The sequence below is a fragment of the Flavobacterium sp. genome (genome assembly GCF_052437795.1).
GTDB lineage: Bacteria > Bacteroidota > Bacteroidia > Flavobacteriales > Flavobacteriaceae > Flavobacterium.
The window spans coordinates 342,585-361,530 of record NZ_JBQVPA010000003.1; the positions used below are offsets into that span (position 1 = coordinate 342,585).

Annotated in this window: 19 protein-coding genes and 1 pseudogene; 13 read left to right on the forward strand and 7 right to left on the reverse strand. The window is 40.8% G+C overall.

Going from position 1 to position 18,946, the window contains the following annotated elements; genetic code table 11:
• The first annotated feature begins 22 nt into the window (after window positions 1-22).
• Together ACT6R0_RS11770 and ACT6R0_RS11775 are read left to right on the forward strand one after the other, a co-directional pair.
• Window positions 23-3,457 (forward strand): DUF6443 domain-containing protein, encoded by a 3,435-nt coding sequence (locus ACT6R0_RS11770; protein ID WP_444653579.1) that lies wholly within the window; start codon window positions 23-25, stop codon window positions 3,455-3,457.
• Between the two features lie 4 nt (window positions 3,458-3,461).
• Window positions 3,462-3,989 (forward strand): hypothetical protein, encoded by a 528-nt coding sequence (locus tag ACT6R0_RS11775; protein WP_444653580.1) that lies wholly within the window; start codon window positions 3,462-3,464, stop codon window positions 3,987-3,989.
• 27 nt (window positions 3,990-4,016) lie between these two features.
• Here the strand turns inward: ACT6R0_RS11775 and ACT6R0_RS11780 are convergent, their stop codons facing one another.
• On the reverse strand, window positions 4,017-4,325 hold the full coding sequence (locus ACT6R0_RS11780; protein ID WP_444653582.1) for a hypothetical protein: 309 nt from the start codon (window positions 4,323-4,325) through the stop codon (window positions 4,017-4,019).
• A 135-nt stretch (window positions 4,326-4,460) separates the two neighbouring features.
• Entirely contained in the window at window positions 4,461-6,053 is a 1,593-nt protein-coding gene (locus ACT6R0_RS11785) for a hypothetical protein (RefSeq protein ID WP_444653583.1), read from the reverse strand.
• Between the two features lie 735 nt (window positions 6,054-6,788).
• Between ACT6R0_RS11785 and ACT6R0_RS11790 the strand changes: the two genes are divergently transcribed.
• A complete protein-coding gene (locus tag ACT6R0_RS11790) occupies window positions 6,789-6,947 on the forward strand; it encodes a hypothetical protein (RefSeq protein ID WP_444653584.1) in 159 nt (52 codons plus the stop codon).
• Here the strand turns inward: ACT6R0_RS11790 and ACT6R0_RS11795 are convergent.
• Window positions 6,933-7,256, reverse strand: coding sequence for a hypothetical protein (locus tag ACT6R0_RS11795; RefSeq protein ID WP_444653585.1), 324 nt, complete (start codon window positions 7,254-7,256; stop codon window positions 6,933-6,935). The two genes, ACT6R0_RS11790 and ACT6R0_RS11795, sit on opposite strands and share 15 nt — an antisense overlap.
• Window positions 7,257-7,316: 60 nt before the next feature.
• On the opposite strand from ACT6R0_RS11795, the gene ACT6R0_RS11800 reads away from it, so the two are divergent.
• Entirely contained in the window at window positions 7,317-7,928 is a 612-nt protein-coding gene (locus ACT6R0_RS11800; protein WP_444653587.1) for a hypothetical protein, read from the forward strand.
• Between the two features lie 34 nt (window positions 7,929-7,962).
• Window positions 7,963-8,541: a hypothetical protein gene (locus tag ACT6R0_RS11805; RefSeq protein ID WP_444667395.1), complete on the forward strand. Its 579-nt coding sequence runs from the start codon at window positions 7,963-7,965 to the stop codon at window positions 8,539-8,541.
• A gap of 53 nt (window positions 8,542-8,594) precedes the next feature.
• Here the strand turns inward: ACT6R0_RS11805 and ACT6R0_RS11810 are convergent, their stop codons facing one another.
• On the reverse strand, window positions 8,595-9,584 hold the full coding sequence (locus ACT6R0_RS11810) for a DNA cytosine methyltransferase (RefSeq protein WP_444653589.1): 990 nt from the start codon (window positions 9,582-9,584) through the stop codon (window positions 8,595-8,597).
• A 29-nt stretch (window positions 9,585-9,613) separates the two neighbouring features.
• Between ACT6R0_RS11810 and ACT6R0_RS11815 the strand changes: the two genes are divergently transcribed.
• Window positions 9,614-10,486 (forward strand): recombinase family protein, encoded by an 873-nt coding sequence (locus ACT6R0_RS11815; RefSeq protein WP_444653590.1) that lies wholly within the window; start codon window positions 9,614-9,616, stop codon window positions 10,484-10,486.
• Here the strand turns inward: ACT6R0_RS11815 and ACT6R0_RS11820 are convergent.
• Entirely contained in the window at window positions 10,472-11,866 is a 1,395-nt protein-coding gene (locus tag ACT6R0_RS11820; protein ID WP_444653591.1) for a hypothetical protein, read from the reverse strand. The genes ACT6R0_RS11815 and ACT6R0_RS11820 overlap by 15 nt on opposite strands.
• 356 nt (window positions 11,867-12,222) lie before the next feature.
• Between ACT6R0_RS11820 and ACT6R0_RS11825 the strand changes: the two genes are divergently transcribed.
• The 4 genes from ACT6R0_RS11825 to ACT6R0_RS11840 all read left to right on the forward strand — a co-directional run bounded on the left by ACT6R0_RS11825 (window position 12,223) and on the right by ACT6R0_RS11840 (window position 16,388).
• Window positions 12,223-12,786, forward strand: a complete 564-nt coding sequence (locus ACT6R0_RS11825) for a hypothetical protein (protein WP_444653592.1) — start codon at window positions 12,223-12,225, stop codon at window positions 12,784-12,786.
• Window positions 12,787-12,792: 6 nt separating this feature from the next.
• On the forward strand, window positions 12,793-14,466 hold the full coding sequence (locus ACT6R0_RS11830; RefSeq protein WP_444653594.1) for a hypothetical protein: 1,674 nt from the start codon (window positions 12,793-12,795) through the stop codon (window positions 14,464-14,466).
• 115 nt (window positions 14,467-14,581) lie between these two features.
• On the forward strand, window positions 14,582-15,520 hold the full coding sequence (locus ACT6R0_RS11835) for a tyrosine-type recombinase/integrase (protein WP_444653595.1): 939 nt from the start codon (window positions 14,582-14,584) through the stop codon (window positions 15,518-15,520).
• Window positions 15,513-16,388 carry a tyrosine-type recombinase/integrase gene (locus tag ACT6R0_RS11840; protein WP_444653597.1) on the forward strand — a complete coding sequence of 292 codons (876 nt, stop codon included), beginning with the start codon at window positions 15,513-15,515 and terminating at the stop codon, window positions 16,386-16,388. Before ACT6R0_RS11835 ends, ACT6R0_RS11840 begins: the two co-directional genes overlap by 8 nt.
• A 36-nt stretch (window positions 16,389-16,424) precedes the next feature.
• Here the strand turns inward: ACT6R0_RS11840 and ACT6R0_RS11845 are convergent, their stop codons facing one another.
• The gene (locus ACT6R0_RS11845) at window positions 16,425-16,754 is read right to left on the reverse strand and encodes a YegP family protein (RefSeq protein ID WP_444653598.1); all 330 of its coding nucleotides are present in this window, start codon (window positions 16,752-16,754) and stop codon (window positions 16,425-16,427) included.
• A 192-nt stretch (window positions 16,755-16,946) separates the two neighbouring features.
• On the opposite strand from ACT6R0_RS11845, the pseudogene ACT6R0_RS11850 reads away from it, so the two are divergent.
• From ACT6R0_RS11850 to ACT6R0_RS11860, 3 genes and pseudogenes are all read left to right on the forward strand, one after another.
• Window positions 16,947-17,042: pseudogene (locus tag ACT6R0_RS11850) on the forward strand (hypothetical protein); the annotation flags it as partial.
• 12 nt (window positions 17,043-17,054) lie between these two features.
• Complete coding sequence (locus ACT6R0_RS11855; protein ID WP_444653600.1) at window positions 17,055-17,858, forward strand: hypothetical protein; 804 nt, start codon at window positions 17,055-17,057, stop codon at window positions 17,856-17,858.
• A gap of 5 nt (window positions 17,859-17,863) precedes the next feature.
• Entirely contained in the window at window positions 17,864-18,601 is a 738-nt protein-coding gene (locus ACT6R0_RS11860; protein ID WP_444653601.1) for a hypothetical protein, read from the forward strand.
• 55 nt (window positions 18,602-18,656) lie between these two features.
• On the opposite strand, the gene ACT6R0_RS11865 is transcribed toward ACT6R0_RS11860, so the two are convergent.
• Entirely contained in the window at window positions 18,657-18,893 is a 237-nt protein-coding gene (locus ACT6R0_RS11865; protein WP_444653603.1) for a hypothetical protein, read from the reverse strand.
• Between the last annotated feature and the right edge of the window lie 53 nt (window positions 18,894-18,946).

Consider the following 18,946-nt stretch of genomic DNA (forward strand, 5'->3'; position numbering starts at 1 on the left):
TGGCAATTAAAAATATAGAGACATGAAAAAACTATTATATCTGTTACAGATGTTTCCTGTAATGGTATTGGCGCAAACCAGTACACAAAATTATGTGCGTACCTATGTATACAAACAACCAACTGAAGAAAGTGATGCTTCCAAGGCACAGGCATCAGTAACCTATGTGGACGGGCTTGGAAGACCAGTGCAACAGGTTGTGGGTAAGGCATCTGCTACAGGAAAGGACATTGTGACCCACATGGAGTATGACAAATACAACCGCACACAACGGGAATACTTGCCGTATCCGGCGAGTACCGCCGACCTTTCATATACTGACGGGGCAAAGGCCGGGACATTTGGCTATTACAGTTCGGCAACTGACATCGAACATACCGGCAATCCGTACAGTCGTACCCTGTATGAGGCCTCGCCGCTAAACCGTATATTGAGGACTACGGCACCGGGTGACCCGTGGGCGATGGATGACACTAACGCCAACGATCACTCCATTAAATTTGCCTACCAGGTAAATACCGCTAACGTAGATGACCTCATAAAAAAGTTGCGTGCCGTGGCCACATGGAACAACACTACACAGCTATATGACATTGCTTATGTATCTGATGGGAACTTCCCGAGGGGAAAAGTTTACAAGACCATAACGCAGGACGAGAATAAAACCGGTATTGTATATACCGGAATGACACTGGCATTAAAGAACAATACTACAGAAGAATTTAAAAATACCGAAGGGCAGGTACTTGTTAAAAGAACTTTTAACAATGGTGTTAAGTATGATACCTATTACTTGTATGACCAGTTTGGGAACCTAACTTACGTACTTCCCCCAACATGTGAGGGGTCTTTTGCCAATGGCAATGCCAATGTATACGGCTACCAGTACAAATATGATGCCCGCAACAGGCTGGTTGAAAAGAAACTTCCCGGCAAGCAGTGGGAGTATATTGTATATGACCCTTTAGACAGGGTTGTTGCCACGGGCCCTGCCCTCTCGCCTTTTGGTGATGGCGCTACCGGATGGCTGCATACCTACTATGATGCATTTGGGCGGGTTGCCCTTACCGGATGGGCACCCCAGGCAACCATCAATAGCGCTGCCCGTAATATCCTTCAACAAGCTGCCATTGTGAAAAATACAGGCCGTCAGGACCAGCAGGTAGATGGGGTGGATATCAATTATAAGCCGGGTGTACTTCCTTCGGAGTTCAAACTCCTTACCATTACTTATTATGACGACTATGCCTGGCAGGGGGCTCCCGCTACGCTTCCGCCTTCGGTGGAAGGAGAAAGCGTGCGTACCTTTTGCAGGGGCCTGGCCACAGGGACATGGGTAAGGGCGCTTACTGCCCCTTCCGAAATTTTAGCCGATGTTACCTACACCCTGTACGATACAAAAGGCAGGCCATTGCGCAGCCATACGGACAATTATCTGGGTGGATACACTGAAACAGATACAAAAATGGATTTTGACGGCACCCCGCAACATACCGTTACCCGCCACAAGCGCGTCACGGCGGATAACGAATTGGTAACACGTGAAGAGTTTACCTATACAGATCAGGACAGGCTATTGACCCACACACACCAGATAAACAGCCTTAATGCCGAGCTGATGTCGTTTAATGTATATACCGAGCTGGGACAGCTGAAAAACAAAAAAGTAGGCGGGGGTGACACCACAGCAGCAGCCTATTATCAAAAGGTAGACTATAAATACAATGTAAGGGGATGGCTGACGGATATAAATAATATTGATGTGCCACCCAACTCTGTAGAAAATGATCTGTTCGCCTTCAGGATAAGCTACAATACGGTTACCGATGTTGTGGGTGGTGTAAAGCCGCTCTATAATGGTAACATTTCGGAAACCTACTGGCGCAGCGGCAATGACTTTAACCGGCGTAAGTACAGTTATGAGTATGACCATCAAAACAGGCTGACGGGATCTTACTACCAAAAACCAGATGCCGCGATACAATTGAACAACAGCTACAATGAAATGGCAAGCTATGACAAGAATGGCAACATATTGACATTGAATCGTAACGGTGGGCTGGACGACCCGAATTTCGTAGTAGAAATTGATAATTTGGCCTATACCTACACAGGTAACCAATTGATGAAAGTGGCAGACAGCCAAAACAGCCCGCAGGGTTTTAGGGACGGATCCAATACTGATAATGATTATAGCTATGATGTCTACGGGAACATGAAGGAGGATAAAAATAAAGGTATTACCGCTATAAGCTATAATCACCTGAACCTGCCGGCAGAGATACAGTTTGGAGGTACGACCAAAAAAATTAATTACCTTTACAATGCGGCGGGCGCAAAGCTGAAAAAGACCGTTACAGATGGCACCACCGTAGTGATCATAGATTATCTTGGCGGCTACCACTACAAAAAAAGCGTCCTGCAGTTTTTCCCTACGGCGGAAGGCTACGTGGATTGTACCCCGGGCGGATCTGCAGGAACAATGGAATTCAACTATGTCTACCAGTACAAGGACCATTTGGGTAATGTGCGGGTAAATTATGCAGGCAGGAATGGGGAGGCAATCATAAAAGATGAAAGCCATTATTATCCTTTTGGACTCAAGCACCTGAATTACAACATGGAGGAGTACGAGTACCAAAACCAGGGTGGCAGCGTTGTACTTTTACCTGCCTTGGATCCTACCAGCAAGCTGAAGTATAATTATAAGTACAACGGCAAAGAATTGCAGGACGAACTGGGGCTTAACATGTACGATTACGGCGCAAGGAATTATGACCCTGCGATTGGTAGATGGATGAATATTGATCCGCTGGCGGAGACAAGCAGACGATGGTCGCCTTATACGTATTGTTATAATAACCCGATGAGGTTTGTTGACCCTGATGGAATGATGGCGATTGAAAATGATGATATAATAGTTTTATCACAATCATCTCAAGAAAATCATTATTCAGGTCACCAGGCCGTTTTAATTGGAGATGATAAAAATGGTTGGACTTATTATTCCCTTGATGGAGATGTTACAGGTACTGATAATGACCAGCAAACAACTGCCCAATTTACAACATTGGAGGATTTTACTAATTCGGAACATAACACATTTAAAGCTGATTATGATGATAAAAATGGTACACAAACATCCGAGAAGGATAGCGATGGAAATATTAAGCAGCGTTATGACCAAGGTTATAGAATAAAAACCACAAAAGCACAGGATGAAAAAATGAAAAAAGCGGCAAAGGAAACTGTTGATAATGGTTTCGGATTTAACACTAACTGTACTACAGTAGCGACAGAAGCTTTAGATGCAGCAGGATTAAATAATGGAGAGGTTAGTAATGATGGCCCTTTCGGTTTAAGTTTTGGCAATTACTGGCCTTCTTCAAAACAAAAAGAAATAGAAAAAAGCAATCCAGGTAAAGATATAGACAATCTCCTAGTACCTAATAAATAAAAAAATGAAATATTTATTGAGAATTATACCAGTTAGTATAGCTATTCTAATAACCATATTTAAGACATCAATTGAAAATTATGGCATTTTAATGGTTATTTGTCTTGTAGGAAATTTAATCTATTCATATAAAAAAGATGATTCAGATTTTACAAGCCTATTAAATTATATAGCATGGTGGCCTTTCATTGTAATCGCTTTGATGCCAAATGGATTTATTGTTGATTATATGTTTTTTTTATTGCTCATTCTTAAAGTAATTCTTTTAATATGTAGTTATTTTAAATTTAAGCGATTTGGTGTACCATCAACATTTTTTAGTAAAGTATGGATAATTGTGTTGACATTATATTTAATTGAAATATTTTTGAACACAACTCACGTATTCAAAGCGTTATGTTTTATTGTAGGACTAATTTCATCAATAGATAGTATTGTAGCGGTATTGTTACTAAAAGATTGGCAAAAGAAAATACCCAATTTTTATGGTATTTCTATTACACGGCGTTTTAGAGGCAATGTATCAGATTAGGTATTTGCTGTATAGCTTTGTAAACATCTAAAAATTAACAGGGTTTAAATTTAGATATAAGAAGCAGAGGCAGCCGCATGGCTGTCTTTGTTGTTTTATAACCTTTTCCAAACCCACCACGCCAAAGCCCCGCCCAATCACCACCAAAGCTACCACACCCTGCAAAACTGCTCCAACCAATCCAAAGGCACCCATAGGAGACGGTGCGGGTGCATTGCGTCGTTGGTGGCTCTCAATACCAGCCATAAATTTACTGGCAACTATATCGTATTTGAGTTGAGTGCTGGGTGAGTTATCAGTTGGTAATCCGTTTAAGTTTTGTGTGTTATCTGTCATGGTTTCTTATTGTTTGCCATGAAGGTAAATAATCCAGTTCTCCCGCGCCAGCTTTCTTTATAAAAGAAATAATTAGGCTATTATATAGGATGATCCACCATCTCCCCGGCGGGGAGATGGTGGATCATCCCATTTTTATGCAGCTATTATATTCCTCAAAAGGTTTATCCGTTCGGGTGTAATTGGAACACCGCTATAATCATTGTACAGTTGTTGTTTCCTTTGGTGGCCGATGTACATTACCAACTCTTTCATCGAGACCTTTGCCTTGTTTAACCCGTCGATAATAGCCATGCTTTCCTGAACGGAGAAAGACAGCTCGGGTAATAATTCGTAAAGGTTTACTTCATCCTCTAATCGGAATTTGGTAGTGAAGGCATTGCTGATGGTATTCCCCTCAACTTTTACAGAAGTTTTTACCCCATGTTCAAGTATTGCCCTGTTCATTGTATGGGCTACTGTGTCCCTGTCTTTTTCCTCGCATACCAGCGCATCATAAACATATAGCACCTCAACTCCCTTTTGGTTGAGTTCTTTTATTACATTGGTCATTATCCCAACTTCGGCTTTGAACATCCTTCGGGAAGTAACCTTATAACCATTCTCTTTTTTATCATTCCGAATGCCCTCAAGCATCTTTGGCTCATTTTGGGAGTAGTACTTATATAATGGGGATTTCTTCATCTCAACCCATTTCATATTGAAAAACTTTAGGTGGTCGACCTTAACGGCTTTCAAGTCAATAGAAGCCTTTTCGGCTACCTTTTGGTGTGTGATATAACTTTCATTGCCGCCGTACAGTTTGATGGCTATATTGGGGTGTAATGCGGTATAATCGCATTCCGTTAACTTCCTGCCGTCAATGGTTATCTGTTCCCTTATCCACGCTGGCATTAGGGTAAAGCTGTCAACTACTCGGCCACCGCTCCTTTCATCGCCAGCGGTTGGTATCATAAACCCTCGGCCCGTCAGGAACTCAAACAGCTTGATATTATCCTCTACAAAACTGCGGTTTTGCCAGTCATTCCAATAATCATTCTTATGCTTGTTGCGCATGGTTAGTACTTTACCCTTCTTAGTGGTTCGCTTTTCGTCCACAAGCCTTTTACCAATAGCCAAAAGTTCCTTTGATGTTGGCAGTTCAATCTTCGGGTATAACTTTACTAAGTTGCTACAGATTGGGTTTGACATAGCATTGGCCAACTGCTGGTAAAACAGGCGGTTCCTTGTTGCAATGATACCCTTATCTTTGATAAGGTATTCGGTAAGGCCCGCTTTGAGGTATTGTTCAGTTAGACGGTATTTTTTAGATTGAATACCGACCCCATAAGAATCGCCTACCTCTATAAATGCACCTGTTTTAGTACCTGCTTCAAGCAACCCGACAATCTTTTTATATATAAAGTTGTTGTTGCTGGTCTTGGTTTGCTCATGCAGTATAATTGAGTTTAAAGCCTTCCAAGGGTCTTCTGTATAATAGGTACTGGCAAGGTTTGAGAGTAGCACAAGACACTTTTCAACGGCGGTATCAACGTTAGAGTCTATTTCTTTCAGAAGGTCCTTCGGGACGTATTTAGAAAGGTTGTAACGGGCTTTCTTCGGGATAAGGATAGAATTGACATCTGGGAACACTATGGCCAATTCAGAGAGGTTGTAATCATTTTGGAGGATGCTTATATCCTCGGTATCGCCAGAGAGGGCGATAAACTCGTCATTTTCAGTAAACATTTTGGTTATACTTCTATTCACCCACCAAACAGATGCTGGTGCTTATTCCTTCCCTTGTTTTGCTTGGTAGAAGCAGCTGGGGTAATTACTCCCCAGCAACCAAGAATTTTAAAGAGTTTATTCTCATTTCATATAATATACGCAATTTTATTTTTACAGTCAATAGCTGTTTGTAGATTTATCTTAGATTTTTATAATTAGCGCAAATTGAGCATGACATCATTATTGCCAATCTCTGTAACTACCTTATTTCATTGGTTCTTTTCAATATTTACTACTATTATATTACGTAACATATATGATAGGATAGTTAGATGTAATTAGGATTGGTAGGTAGGTAAGTAAGTTATATATGATAAGAGATTAATATAGCGTTAATGTAAGCTAATATTGCGCTATAGTATTGTATAATAATTGTCTGTAAGGTCATAATACACACCTTTAACCGTTCCTTGAGGGCATTTGATTAGCACCTGAAAATAGGAATATTAAAATCAAAACCCTCGATTTTAACCCTGTTTGAAACGATTATACAGAATGGTGTGCGGGTCCTCCCTCCCTGGGGTCCGATTTTTGATTGAAAATGGAAAATGCCGTTGGCGTTTCCTCGCTTACATATAGCTTTTTTAGACTAAGCTGTGCACCAACTCGGAGTGGACCGAAAAATTCCAGGAATATTTTTCAGCCAATTTTGGAGGATTTCCCCACGGCAAACTATTTATATTAAAAGGAAATATGAAAATTTTATTAACGGTTGACCAGCTAAAAAAAATACTTGCCAGTGAGCCTTTGCATCTCCCCCTAATTATAAAAATGGATAGGGTAAGTAAGAAGGAATTTAAGGAATTGTCGGCAATTATAAAGGATAATAAGAAAAGATTATTTGGTGGGTAATTTAACGCCGTTAAATAGTTCATTATAGTCTTCCAATCCTAAAGCCAACGCAATACGGATTAACTTATCTGTACCCATTATTATTGACGGATGGCCTTCTTGGCTTCCAATATATCTGCGGAAGGTTTCTGTATCAATTTGGGCTTTGATAGCAACATCACTAATTTTTAGGCCATTGTTGTTAATATGGTCTTTTATATTTCTTGCTACAATCTTAATATTTTCTGGTATTTCTGATTTCCTTTCTCGCATTGGATAAAGGTAAAATCCTTGTAAATAACATTCAATAGCGCATGTTTCATGATACATGCGTAGGTAATTTGTAAAAATATATTATGTTTGCGGCTGTAACCTTAAAAATATCAACCAATGAAAAAACAATTATTCGGTTCGGTCATGCTGGCATTTGTATTATCGTTAACCGCCTGTTCAGGCGATGACAGTTCACCCGTTAATGACGGCGGCCCCGATAGCAACCCCGACACTACTTTTGAAATTGGCGATACTGGCCCTGGAGGCGGCATTGTCTTTTACCTTGATGCCGATGGGCATGGCTATGAAGTTGGCAATAACCTAGGCTTAATAAAATGGGAAGATGTGGCAAATCTCTATGATGCCAAGGATATATCGGGGCTGGGTACAGCAATAGGTACAGGAGAGGCTAACACAGCTTTAATAGTTAGTACAATTGGTAACGGAAACTATGCTGCCAAAAGGTGCGCTGACCATGAGCAAGGCGGTAAAAATGACTGGTTCTTACCAAGCAAAGATGAGTTGGTAGCCCTTTACAACCACTTCCGCAGCCATTGGGATTTGGATATTGAAGTAAATAACCATTGGTCATCATCGCAAGGCGGCAATTATACAAGGGCTTGGAACACGGATTTTTCAGTTAATTCAGCAACCACAGAATTTAATAACTGGACTTTTGAAGTGCAGAAGGACCAAACCCTATATGTAGTACCAATCCGTAAATTCTAACATCATGGCAGATACTAACAAAACATCGTTCGGCATGAAATTGTTAATGGCCTTTACCGTTCTATGCTTGGCCTTCGGTGCTTACAAATGCACCAAAGCTGTAACAGGCGGTGATGAAACCGACAGCAGCCAAAGAAAAAACTCACCACAGCTATTTTGCGGAAAAGAGTTTACAAGTGCGGATTATAAAAAAGAAATGGATATGCGGAAAGAGTACCTTACAATATTAAATTGCAATGGTACTTATACCTCAGAACTAAATTGGAAAGCCAGTTCTTCCGAAGGTGAGGAAATCTATAATAATACCGTTGGTTTTTCCAAAGGCAATTTCAAAAGTTTCGCTGGAAGTTGGGAGATTGTTACCGATAGCATACCTTCATACCTTGCCCGACAAATCGCCGAATATGAAGATTTTGAACCTAACCATATGCCAAAGGGCCAAACTACGGTTATCAGGTTCCATAGTAAGGGAGGGCGAAGCGGTTATGCCTACATTTATGTGTCAAACGATAAAAATGAGACGATATTAACCCCTGTACCGTCTGCACTTCAAGCTACATCCAATTATGAGGAAGATGATTTGCACATGTATTTCGGCAGGTTTCAAAACTAAATTACAACTCACATCAGTAAAAAAGAGCCGGGGATCGGCTCTTTTTTATTGGCTTATTTTAAGCCCTGAAACAAGTGGGCAACCACATCGACTGTAAAAGCTAAGCCTAACGTCTTTTGCTTTTCGGTCTTTGAAACACCAGAAACACCATCCACATAATTATCGGGAATGGTCATCATTCTTGAATATTCCCTGATAGTCGGATGCCTGTAACAGCCATTAGGAAAATCCAAATCATTCTTAATATCACGGGCTTTTCCCTGATACCCTGAATTGGCTAATATCTGGGGATACCTCAGTAATTTTTCCTCAGTTGACAGCTCGGCAAAATCCTTGTCCTTATATATAATATTGCCAATGCTCATTTTAAAGTGCCTCAACAAGCCATTTGTTAACGTAACATTCCCTGAAAGCAATACATTGGCCTTGTCACGGTCCACATAACCGTTTTCCAATATATCGGCATAATTCAACCCGACAGGTTCAGGAACGCTCACATTAGGAATATTTGTCCAGTAAAGCCTCCTGCGGTGCGCTGGTGCCAATAATGCCGAATCTATTTTCAACAGCTGTACTTCATCTTCAAAGATGTTGCTAAGCTCCTCGGTTATCTTGTCCCTGTCAACTGCCTTCATACTTGCCACATTTTCCATTAGGAAATATAATTTTTTGTGATACGGTTGAAAAATAAATATTTCCTTAATAATCCTAATAGCTTCATAGAACAGCTTGGATTCACTCCCCTCAAGGCCACGTCTGTCAATCGGGTTAATCGAAGAAAGATTTGTACAGGGACTCCCCATCACCACCAAATCAATTTCATCGGCCAAATCTAAGCCTTTGATATTCCTAACATCTCCTAATTGGATGAATTTGGGGTCACTGCCATAGTGATGCTCTTGTATTTTCAATGCGGATTTGTCAATCTCTGAACTGTAATACTTATTGATTTTAATGCCCGCCTTCTCCAGGGCGAGCCTTGCACAGCTTATCCCATCAAACAGGGAAAACACATTAATTCCTTCTTTTTCATTTTGGCTCATATTTACCTTTATTGATAAATATTTGCGACATGGGGAAAAGACTGATTTTGCCGTGGGGTAAACGGAACAATTTCAAGGAACGCCCTATTGGCGGGGCTTCCCGATTAAAAAAAATTGAAAAAACTTGCACAGGAAAGAATTTCCTCTTATCCTCGTGGCATATCCAGCGGACCTTAGACATCCGTTTAGAATCCGCTGGATTATTTAAAAAGCCATATATGAAAAAGTTTGTAGCCTATTTTCGAGTGAGTACGTCAGAGCAGGGTAAGTCAGGTTTAGGTCTGGAAGCCCAAAGGACAATGGTTGAAAATTACATCGGTAATAATGATGGGGTTTTACTAAACCAGTTCACGGAAATTGAAACAGGTACATCCAAAAGGAGGAGGACTGAGATTTATAAGGCTATCGAATTTGCAAAACAAAATAATGCTGTGCTGGTAATCGCCAAGATTGACCGCCTTGCAAGAAATGTATTTTTTGTGAGTTCCTTAATGGAAGCTGGCGTTGAGTTCGTAGCTTGTGATTTACCACAGGCTACCAACTTCACAATACATCTGTATGCCGCCCTGGCGGAGATGGAAGGTAAACTAATATCGGAGCGCACGAAAAATGCTTTGGCCGAGAAAAAGAGACGTGGTTGTAAGTTGGGTACACCCGAAAACCTGACCGATGAAGCCAAAGAGAAGGGAATAAAGGTTATTAAAGAGAAAGCGGCAAGCAACAAGGCTAATGTACAAGCTACGGCCCTTATTGTAGAGTATCGTGGTAAAGGGCTAAGCTATGATAAGATTGCCGATGCGCTTAACCAGTTGAATTTTGGAACTTCGCAGGGTAAAAAGCATAATTCCACCAGTGTAAAAAGGCTGTATGATAGGGCTGTCACGACCCTAAATGTCGTATAGTACTTCCTCAAACATAGTCTTTCTCATTCTACCACTCTTAAATACCACCCCATCTTTATTGTAATCAAGGTATAGGAAGTCGAATAATTGCTCGGCACTCTTAAAATTAAAGTGTTCCTTTAATTTTTGGATGGTGGGCTTGTGGTTTCCCTTAATTTCAAGTACCCTCCTGCCATACATTATAGCTGTAGATTTGGAAGTAAATTTATCTGCATGCGGAAATCCCATTTGCTGTAATGCCTTTTTAATTTCACGGGACAGGCTCGGCTGGGTAATAGCGTTGCCACTATTCATAATGAAAACTGGGGTGTCGAAGTCTGGGAGACTTCTATATATAACCTTTCGTTCAGCCTTATACCTGTCGTCTTTCGGCTCCAGTGCATCCCGCATAGTTTTTTCTGCGGAAATCTCAAAATGGTACAATAGCTTATCCCGTAATTCTTTTCCAATCTTGATGGTATAACCCTCAAATATAGTCCAATCACAAACCCCAATGGTTGACTGCCTTTTATCTACATCCATTATATGTTTCCATTTAAGGCGTATCAATGTCGATGGCCGCACACCATTGTACAGGCTTAGCCACAACAGTAAGTAAATACTGTTAGTTACAGTTTCGCTATAATAGGTTTTACACGTCAGAAGGAACTTTGAAAATGCCGTGAATTTCTGGAATGGATGCTTTGGTTCTCCTGTCTTTGTAAGCCCATCATTGAAATTTTTATCCTTGAACTCAAGGGGGGCTTTGCAATCCAGATTAATATGATGCAGCCTGTACACAATTTCCTCTTTTGAACTGTAACCTAAAAAATCGAAAAGGGCCTGATTTGACCTAAACCCAAGGTGCTGTTTTAATGCCCTGCAGGTTTCAGTGGTATAACCCATAACCTGAAATACTTTCCTGCCAAAACAAACCTGCGTATAGGTATTAAAATCACATTTTTCCAGATACTCATTTATGACATTCAGGAATTTATGCCTGTTTGAATTATTAATCATTAGTATAAGCCCTGGCAGTTTATCCAAATCATTAGCATCTTTACCCAATTGCGAGATTATTAATGTGTCCCGCTCAGGAAATCCCACTAAAGCGTAAGTGTCAGAAATCTGCTGTTTCGCTTTTGGATGTATGGCAATACTATACTTACGGACAATCAATTCATCTTTGACAATAGCATCGTTCTCCGAACCGAGGCTTAACAAGTCTTTCCATTTTAGCCTGAAAACAGAAGACATATCAAGCCCCGCACTAAGTGAAATCAATAATAACACCCGCCTTACAGCCAATTCTTTGAAACCTGTACTCCCTTCCTTTAAAGAGTTAGCCATTAAATCGTCAAAGGTTAATAGGCCCGCAACGTCCTGCGTGATTTTTGCCATAAATCGGGATTTATTATTTTTTTTTCGCTACAAATATATAGCATAAACCCTATAAAAATAAGGATATAATCCTGTTGCGTGAAAAATTACCCAAATCGGCACAGGCTTTTTTATGTGGTTTTCTATGCGTAATTTTGCCTTGTCAATGAGATGATAATCAGCAGGTTTAAAAAAGAACCAATAATTTATGAATACAACAGGGAAGAAAATGGATAAAAAGCTGGCGGATGTCCAAACTTCCTTATATCCTTGCGGTGGGATGTAGCTTTTAGGCCCGCAAATACCAACATTTAACGACAACAAAAAATTCGGTGCAATACCCGAAGCAGGATTTTTATGCTTAAAAATTATGACCTATGAAAGACCTTAACCAACTCTTCCAGTCCTTTGAAACGGGCATTAGGAACGGCAAAGCCGAAAAGCCAAAGCAATACCTGAAAAGCATTGGCCTTGACTATAACAGCCTGCGGATAGGCTTCAACAGCGGCCAATTCCACCATCGGGACACCCAAGAAGTCAAAGACCATTATGAACAGTTGGGATTGTTGGTAAAAAGCGATATGGGTGTAAGAGATAGTTCAATGACCGCTTACACCGTATTTGGTCGGTACGGGCTGATATTCCCACTAATGGACAAGGCGGGCCAGATAGTGAACTACTATGCATTCAGGTTTGATATGGCTACCCCACAGGAAGACTACCTGAACGGTAAAGGCGTTTATCCCAGCTACCCGCACACCAGCACCAAAAGGCTGTTCCTAACACCGACCCTGATGGATGCCGCAAGCCTGTTGCAGTCCAAGGCACTTGACCAACGGGAAGCGGTAATGGCATTGCACAACGGGGAACTGTTGCCCCAGCATTTGGAAGCCATCCAAACCCTCAAAGAATTGGAGGAAATCATCATCATCAAGTATTAAAAAATTATGGAAAACCTATACCCGCAATTACAGGCAATACAGCCCAATGTACAGATAAATACCGTCCAACTGGAAGACGGCAACAACCTAAACAACCTTTGGTTACTATACGGCACGGAAGGCGTTACCGAACTGATTAACGGCTACGAAAAGAAAGCGTCCCAATCCGCCCAGCTTGAAATCATTTCAGAACAAAAAATAAAATTTATTGGCAAGGCTGCACAGTATTTTGTGATTGGCTACCTGCCGAACGATTTGGGGAGTATGAAGGTATCGTTAAGCATCGTTGACAACGATACCGAGCGAAAGCACCGAATAAAAGCGGATTTGTTCGACTTTACCAGCGTACAATACCAGTGCCAGCAGCTTAATGAAAATCAGGGCATGGATTTCAACCTGTTGGAAGCCGACCTGATACTACTGGCCGACCTGTTAGAACAATATAGGGAAAGCCTCTTTGAAGCAGATGCGAACCCGATAACGGACAAGTATTCAGAAAAGGAACTTACACCAAAGGCGGCAGAAAAAGCGGTGGAGTTCCTATCCAATCCCCGATTAATAAAAGACATTGACAAGCTGTTAGAGCAGTCAGGCATTGTCGGGGAAGAAACCAACAGGATAAGCCTTTTTGTAATCAGTTCCAGCTACAAATTCCATAATACACTTCACGGGATGGTACAGGGAACTTCGGGGGGCGGCAAATCGCACCTGATTAATGCTATAGCCCAATGCATGCCGCAGGAAGATGTATTGGACATGACAAGGATAACGCCCAAAGCCCTTTACAATCACGGAGAAAAGGACCTTACAGATAAGTTGGTAATCATTCAGGATTTTGACGGGCTGGATGAAGAGGCGCAGTATGCATTTAGGGAAGCCCAAAGCAATAAGAGGCTGGGAAGCTCTACCGTTGTCAAAGACAGGCAAGGCAATATGAGGACAAAGCAAAAGGTGGTAAACGCCAACTTTGCCAGCCTTGTAGCTACCACCAAAGCGGAGATTTACCTTGACAACGCCAGCCGCTCCATAATGCAGGGCATTGATGAAAGCACCGACCAGACCCAGCGCATCATTGAACGGCAGAACAGAAAGCGGGCGGGGATTGTCGATACCGAAACAGAGCATGAGGCAAAGCAACTATTGAGGAACTGTATGAGGGTTTTAAATAAGTACCACGTGGTAAACCCCTTTGCCGACAAGATAACCTTGCCATTGGATGCCAAGATGCTACGACGGCTTAACGAACAGTATCAGGATTTTATCAGCCAGATAACCCTTTTGCACCAATACCAGCGAAAGACTGACGATAAGGGCCGATTGGTTGCCACAAAGGGCGATGTAAAAATGGCTACTGAAATATTCTTTAACGCCATCCTGCTGAAAGTGGATGAACTGGACGGCAGTACCCGCCAGTTCTTTGAAAAGTTGAAGGATTTTGTAAAGGCACAACCGACTGGCACCACCTGTAAATTCAAACAGATTGAGATACGCCAGCATACCAACCTTGCAAAGACCACGGTATTTAAATATTTCCAGCTATTGCAGGAACTGGAATACATACAGGCGGTTGAAGGCACGGCCAACACAGGCTTTAAGTATGTGGTAAGCTATTGGGATAACCTTGAGAAATTGAAGGCACGGGTAAAGCAGGATTTGACCCAGCAACTTGAAAACCTGTAAAACCACCAAAAAGAACACGCCAGCACCAGCAAAATAAGGGCATACGCCGCTGGTGTTCGCAGTTCGGGGGAAACAGTACAGCAAAAACCGAAATGACCGATAAAAAATAAAATTTATGGCAAAGCAAATGCAGATACCCGCCTTCCAAAACCTGTACAAAGATTATGATATTTTCATTACCGCAAAAGGGTTCAAAGGAAAGATGTACCAAGGCAATATCAAAGAGTTTATCATCTGGATGGAGTGCCAGGGCATTATTGAAATTAAAAACTTTACCACCGCCGATATGATGAAGTATTACCAGTACCTGACAGAGCGGCCAAACAGGACTAAAGGCGGCACATTATCGGATAACACCATAAAGCTCCACTTGATGTCCTTAACTATTTTCATCGAGCATCTTTTAGACAAAGGGGAATTGGCAAAAGGCTTCCAAATCCCAAAGCACGGACGGCACGACCAGCAGGACAGAAGCTACCTGAGCGTTGACGAGGTTAAAATCCTTTACCAGAACACGGAAAACCCGTTAGAGAGGGCAATCCTGTCAGTAGCCTATGGATGTGGGCTTAGGAGGTCTGAATTGGAACGTATCAATACAAGTGACATCCAACTGTCAAGCGGGATGCTGATTGTACGGAACGGCAAAGGAGATAAAAGGCGTGAAGTCCCGATGAGCGATACGGTACTTTCGGATATAAAGAAGTACATAACAGAATACCGTTACCAGCTGATAACGGGAAGGTATGCGGAACCCGCGCTATTCATCAACAGGCGGGGCAAACGGATGAGCGGGGAAACCCTATGCGAAACCCTAAAGAAAATCATTGAGCGGTCGGGACACCAAGCCATCATCAACAAGAAAATTACCCTGCATTGCTTACGGCACAGCATAGCGCACCACCTGATGGAGAACAATGCGGGTATAGACTTCATCAGGGGCTTTTTGGGGCATTCCTTCATCAACACCTCATACATCTATGCCTTGAAGAACAAAAAGCGCACAGCGGCCAAAATAAGGCAACATCAATTAATAACAGAACCAGCTTATGGATAAAAACCTAACCCTTGAAAAATACCTGTACCAGCACTTGGCAGGACAAACCGCAAAGAACTATCTCTATACCATCAATAACTTCCTGAAACTGCATCCCAAAGCAAGGCGGTATAAATACCAAGATTTGGTTAACTATATGGCTGGGGTTCGGGAACAATACGCCAACGCCCAAACCTGCAACAGGGTACTTGCCGCTATCAAAAGGTATTATGATTATTTGGTTTACACGGGCCAAAGGGAAGAAAACCCATGCCAGACCCTGACCCTAAAAAAATCTATTAACCAAAACATCCAGCTACAGGATTTATTTACCAGCAAGGAACTGGAAGCCCTGATGCACCGTGAGAACCGTTACAGGCATTTGGATTTGAGGAATAAAGTTATTATCTCGCTACTGATATACCAAGGGCTTACAAGTGATGAACTGATACGGCTGGAAGTGGGTAGCGTGGATTTGGATAGCGGTACGGTTTATATCAAAGGTTCAAGTAAGCTAAACAGGAGAACCCTTGATTTGAAGGCCAACCAAATCCAGCTTTTCTACAACTACATCAATGAGGTGAGGCCCGAAATGCTTTGGATGAAAAATAAGACCGAAAAACTGTTGCTGAATAAACTAAGTAACCCTATTTCGGTTGATGGTATCAATGCGATGATTGAGCCGCTTACAGTGCTTTATCCCGACAGGCCGCTCAATCCCCGAAGCATCCGAATGAGTGTTGTATCCAACTGGCTAAACGAAAAGAAACTGCCGTTAGAGGACGTTCAGGAACTTGCAGGGCATAAATGGCCAAGTACTACCGAAAAATATTTCAGGGTTGATAGCTTAGAGCAAAGGGAATTGATTAATAAGTTTTTCCCGCTATAAAAATAAAGCCATCATTACGATGGCTTTATAGTCCTTTTAGGTTAAATCTTCTGTCGAAGCAGTCGGAGCGTTACTCTTAACTGATTCTATTCCAGAATCTCTACCGCTCGAACTCTCATACATTTCACTAACGCCTATAACCTGTCCGTTACTCGCTTTGAGAGTAAAATAATACTTCCCATTTGTAGAAGTTTTACGGTCATAGTATGAATCATAAGGAGCATGATTCTTTACCGATTGAATACCATTCTGACAACCTGATTTTGTAGAATATCCTTCACTGGTAAGGATTAATTGACCATTACTTGCTTTTAAATTGAATTGATACTCTCCATTTGTTCTTTTTGTAATTACAAATTTACCCATAGTGTTTAAAATTTTATTGGTTTAACTAATTGAAAACAAGAGGTTAAATTTACAAAATAATCTATTTACAAAAATTGAGGTTTTCCTTAAAACTGTAAGATTATTTATATATTTGATTTACGTTCTTATAAATTAAAGGAGTTTACAAAGCCTTAGAAGTATAAGTATAACGGCAAAGAGCTGCAGGATGAGCTGGGGCTTAACTGGTACGACTACGGGGCAAGGAATTACGACCCTGCAATTGGCAGATGGATGAATATTGACCCGCTGGCGGAGAGACGGTACAGTAATAATCCGTACATGTATGCCAATAACAATCCTGTCATTTTCATTGACCCTGATGGAATGGATTTCACTCTTTCAGGTGGAGCTGCTCAAAGTTTTGTAGCTGGGTTACAGCGTGATTTAGCCCAAGCAGAGGTAAATGGAGATGAAGTACGTTTAGATGCAAATACTGGAAAGAGAGAAATTGTAGAAAATTGGAAATCATTAGATAAAAAGACATTGACAAGCCATGCTGAAAATTTAAAGCCTTCCCTAAGTTCTGGAAGTTTGCAAAATTATATCGGACGGCTTTTTGAAAACGCATGGAATAATTCTGCTTTATCAATGCCTGGCTTGGTAAACGACAATTACAGAAGAAATACAACGCTAAAAACAGGTGGCAATCGGAACACAGTTCCTGATGCTACTGCAAACGGAATTTTACAGACACCGTTTTATGAACCAAATATAGAAGTAGACGAAGCGGCATGGTTTGAAGTGAAAGCAAAAGATGGCACTATTTACAATTCTACAAGTGCTGGCCAAATTGCAGGTCACCTTGCTAACCTTGCTTTGGCAGTGCCTTATGAATATAGATATTATGGCAGTGTCGGGGAGATGAAAGCATCCGCTGCATCATTAACATTGGTAACAACTAGTGGTGTCAAGATTTCACCATCGGTTGTGGCAAGAGCAAGTTTACATAATATAAGCTTGTATCAATATACAGCACAATATAGAATGGACGGTACAAATATGATTGTACGCTTCCAATTGCAAAATATGAATGGGATTGCTACTGAAAATAACATGACTACACCACCAGTAACTTTAAAATAATCATTATGAATAAAAATAAATTGATTTATTTACTAATAATAATTGTGTCAACAAATATGTATAGTCAAAATTTTAAAATTTTAAGTTTGAATGATTTAAATGTAATTGAGCTTAAAAAAAAGAATGATATCTCTAAATCGTATATAGTAGAATATAATAAAGCTTTCGTAATAATTTTTAAGGATGGTACATCAATATTAAGACCTCCTGTGTTAGGAGGGAATAAAGGACTATATTTTGATGATTATAATGATATGATTAAAATCATTGATACTAAAGTTTATCCAATAAGTAATAATATCACATTTTGGGAAAGAAATAAGGAACAGGTTCAAATTATAGATTCTTTTATTTCAACTAATATTGAGAAACTATCAACTTTATTGAAGTTTGAAGTTATTTTTGATGATGATTCTGCTTATCTTAAAAGTTTGTCGGATACTATTAATACTAACTATAAAAAAATAAAAAGAAAAGACAAAGATTTAGATTACTACATTGCTATCTATATAGGTGAAACTATAAGAAGGAAAAATAATGCTGTATGGAAATTGTTGCCAAAAAATGGATTTGAGATTTCATATATACCTGAAATTGTAAAAGATTCTACATTCTGTAGTCATTGGGGATTTGTTTTTGGACAATTAGAAATGATTTCTTACATACCAATTGAGCTTGAAACCATTGTGCAAGACTCTGGTAAATTCTTTGAATTTACAAGGAACAGGTATATTGCAGATTAAAACCCCGATAGCGCGGATATGTCCTCGGTAGGATAGCGCGGATTTGCAATCCGTGCTATTTTTTTAATTTCTTCCAAACCCGCCATACCACCGCCCCAAACAATACTACCAAGGCAACTACACCCTGCAATACAACTACAAATAGGACAAAGGGAGACGGTGCGGGTGCATTACGGCGGTTGTGGTTCTCAATTCCAGTCATAAACTTGCTGGCAATAATATCGTATATGAGTTGGGTGCTGGGGCTGTTATCGGTAGGGAAGCCGTTTAGGTTTGGTGTGTTATCTCTCATGGTTTCTTTATTGTTTGCCATGAAGGTAAATAATCCAGTTCTCCCACGCCAGC